The organism is Dietzia sp. E1 (assembly GCF_014145015.1).
Lineage (GTDB): Bacteria > Actinomycetota > Actinomycetes > Mycobacteriales > Mycobacteriaceae > Dietzia > Dietzia cinnamea_A.
The window spans coordinates 1-2,536 of record NZ_JAALDU010000450.1 but is presented as its reverse complement, the minus strand read 5'-3'; the positions used below and the strand labels follow the sequence as shown (position 1 = coordinate 2,536).

The following is a 2,536-nucleotide window of genomic DNA, read 5'->3' as shown; positions in this document are numbered from 1 at the left end:
GCCCGGCTGAGGCGCCCGCCGCACCCCCCCACCAGCCGCCCGCCCCCGCGAGCACGTACGAGAGAACGAGAGCCCCCATGATCACCTTCACCGACGCGCTGGTCCTGCCGGTGTCCGCCGACCCGGCCGCCCCCGCCTGGTTCCACGGCTGGGTCCACGTCGACGACGCGGGCGTCATCGCCGGACTCGGCCCCGGCGACCCGCCGCCCGGCCTGCCGGGGACCGTCCACGACCTGGGCGGCGCGATCCTGGCGCCCGGGTTCGTCTCCGCCCACAGCCACCTGTTCACCGCCGGCATGCGTGGCACCGCCCCCGACGACACGCTCTACGGGTGGGTCTCGCGGATGGGCGAGATGATGGTCGGCGCGGAGGCCGAGGACCTGTACTGGTTCACCCTCGCCGGCTGCCTGGACTTCCTACGCAACGGAGTGACCAGCGCCTACAACTTCACGCAGAGCCGGGTGGTGGCCGTGTTCGACCACGCCACCTCCACTCTGAAGGCCGAGCGGGTCCACGACGTCGACTTCCTCACCCGGCAGATCGACGCCCAGGCCGACTCCGGACTCCGCTGCGTCACCTCGACGCGGCTCGACGACGAGCAGCTCCCCGAGGACGAGTGCTTCGAGGCGTTCGCCCACGTCACCGACCACCGCCTGCGCACCGTGCCGCGGGAACTGGACCTGGGCGGGTCGGTGTTCGGGTCGGTGCAGTGGTCGTCGTCGCCGGTCACCGCCGAACGCGAGCGCCACGCCATGGCCACCCACGGCGTGGGCAACCAGGCGCACTTCGTGGAGACCGCCGAGCACCTCGAGGTGCAGCGGGCCAAGTTCGACTGGTACGACCGCGCCGGGGTGCTGGGACCGGACTTCGCGTTCGGCCACTTCGTGCACCCCACCGACCACATGGTCGACCGCGTGGCCGAGACCGACTCGGCCGTGATCTGGCAGGCCACCTCCAACGGCCGGCTCGGCTCGGGCATCGCCGACATCACCCGCTACCGCGACGCCGGGATCCGCGTCGGCATGGGCCTGGACGACCAGTCCTGCACCGACGTGTCCGACCCGTTCCAGAACATGCGGATCGGCCTGTACACCCAACGCGCCGTCCACTCCGATGCCGCAGTGCTGGCCGCCCGCGAGGTCCTGCGGATGCACACCCTCGGGGCGGCAGAGGCCCTCGGCCTGTCCGGCAGGATCGGCAGCGTGGAGGTCGGGAAGTACGCGGACCTCGTCGTCGTCGACCCCACCAGGCCCGCCACCGGCCCGATCTGGGACCCGGTCGCCACGTACGTCCTGGCCTGCTCGCTGCGCAATCTCACCCACGTCTACGTGGGCGGACGCCTGGTAGCCGAGGGCGCGCGCAGCCTGCACCCCCTGGCCGACGAGGCCGACGCGCAGCTCACCGACCGCATGATCCGCTCGGCGCGGGTGCGGGGGTTCACGCCGGCCTTCACCCCGGGCATGGTCGAAAAAGGTCTGGTGCGGTCATGACCGCCGTGCTCATCGAGAACTGCGCGGTCGTCACCATGGACGGTCCCGGCGACGCCGGGTACGCGAGCGGGCACGTGCTGCTCGACGGCGCGCGGATCGTCGCGGTGGGTGAGGGGCCGTGCGACCCGGCGCTGGTACCGGCCGACGTCGAGCGGGTCGACGGGACGGGCTGCGTGGCGACGCCCGGCCTGGTCAACACCCATCATCACCTCTATCAATGGCTCACCCGCGGCCTGGCGGCGGACTCGACGCTGTTCGAGTGGCTGACCACGCTCTACCCGGTATGGGCCGGCATCACGGCCGACGACGTGCGCACCGCGGCGCTCGGCGGACTAGCGCAGCTCGCGTTGGGCGGGTGCACCACGACCACGGACCACCACTACGTCGTGCCGGCCGACGCCGGGGAAGTGTTCGCCGCCGAGATCTCCGCCGCCGCCGAGGTGGGTCTGCGCTTCCACCCCACCCGTGGCTCGATGGACCTCGGTCGCAGCGACGGTGGCCTGCCCCCGGACTCGGTGGTCGAGAGCACCGACGCGATCCTCGCCGGCACCGCCGACGTCATCGACCGGTTCCACGACGCCTCGCCGGAGTCCATGTGCCGGATCGCCGTGGCGCCCTGTTCGCCGTTCTCGGTGACCGGCGACCTGCTGCGCACCAGCGCGGACCTCGCCCGCGAGAAGGGCGTTCGGCTGCACACCCATCTGGCCGAGACCGACGACGAAGAGGTGTTCTGCCGCGAGCGCTTCGGCAGTACGCCCATGGAGTACATGGAGTCCGTGGGGTGGGTGGGTCCCGACGTGTGGTTCGCGCACACCGTGCACCTCGACGACGCCGCGATCGCCGCGATGGCCGCGGGCGGGATGGGCGCCGCACACTGTCCGGTCTCCAACGGCCGCCTGGGCGCCGGGATCGCGCGGGTGCCGGACATGCTGGCGGCCGGGATCCCGGTCGGGCTCGGGGTGGACGGCGCGGCGAGCAACGAGTCGAGCGTGCTGTGGGAGGAGATGCACACGTCGCTGCTGCTGGCCCGCGCCACCGGCGGCCCG

Annotated in this window: 2 protein-coding genes; both read left to right on the top strand. The window is 72.5% G+C overall.

Annotated elements, in window-relative coordinates:
- Window positions 1-77: 77 nt before the first annotated feature.
- Entirely contained in the window at window positions 78-1,490 is a 1,413-nt protein-coding gene (locus G6030_RS13765) for an amidohydrolase family protein (RefSeq protein ID WP_182643512.1), read from the top strand.
- 35 nt (window positions 1,491-1,525) lie between these two features.
- The coding region (locus G6030_RS13760; RefSeq protein ID WP_241724360.1) for an amidohydrolase family protein at window positions 1,526-2,536 on the top strand (1,011 nt) is incomplete at its 3' end.